Genomic DNA, 984 nt, shown 5'->3' with positions numbered 1-984 from the left:
CCATTAATCTTCTCGCGTAACGCGCAATACTTCTTCCAGCGTTGTTTGCCCCAACATGACTTTATCAAAGCCATCACGTCTAATTGACGCAGTGTTGGTGCGTATATATTTCTCGATGCCTTGCTCACCATGCCCATTATGAATAAGCTCACGTACAGTATCATCAACCACTAATAATTCATGAATACCGGTTCTGCCGCGATAACCTTTAAAGTTACATTCTTTACACCCTTTAGGGTGATAAATGACTTGTTGGTTATCTTTAGGTAAACCAAGTAACGCACACTCTTCTTCACTAGGTAAGTGACTTTCTCTACAATGTGGACAAAGCGTTCTTACTAAGCGTTGTGCAAGTACGCCCAATAAACTAGACGATAATAAAAACGGCTCTACGCCCATATCTTCCATTCGCGTTATTGCCCCTGCTGCGGTATTGGTATGCAAGGTTGATAACACTAAATGACCGGTTAAACTGGCTTGTACACCAATTTGTGCCGTTTCTAAATCTCGAATTTCACCAACCATCACTACATCTGGGTCTTGACGTAAAATAGCACGTAACCCGCGAGCAAAAGTCATGTCGACCTTGGTATTTACTTGGGTTTGTCCAATACCTTCAATGGCAAATTCTATCGGGTCTTCGACGGTCAGAATATTACGCTCTCGAGCATCTATTTGTGTTAACCCAGCATACAAGGTGGTACTTTTACCTGAGCCGGTTGGGCCCGTGACAAGTATAATACCGTGTGGTTTTTCAATTAATTGACTAAAGGCGTGACGATTAACGTCGGTCATACCTAAATCTTGTAAATCTAATCGCGCGGCGTTTTTATCAAGTAAACGCAATACAACGCGCTCACCATGCCCGGTTGGCATAGTTGATACACGTACATCAACCGCACGCCCACCAATACGCAATGAAATACGACCATCTTGTGGGATACGTTTTTCAGCGATATCAAGCTTCGCCATGACTTTAATACG

The 984-nt window shown here is 43.1% G+C and carries 1 protein-coding gene; it reads right to left on the bottom strand.

The features are described from left to right. Positions 1 to 3 precede the first annotated feature (3 nt). Positions 4 to 984: GspE/PulE family protein (locus tag Q4503_RS18770; RefSeq protein WP_303603187.1), on the bottom strand; the 981-nt coding region annotated here is incomplete at its 5' end.

Origin of the sequence: Colwellia sp. 6_MG-2023 (genome assembly GCF_030547765.1) — a bacterium.
Classification (GTDB): domain Bacteria; phylum Pseudomonadota; class Gammaproteobacteria; order Enterobacterales; family Alteromonadaceae; genus Colwellia.
This window is presented reverse-complemented; position numbering and strand designations above follow the sequence as displayed.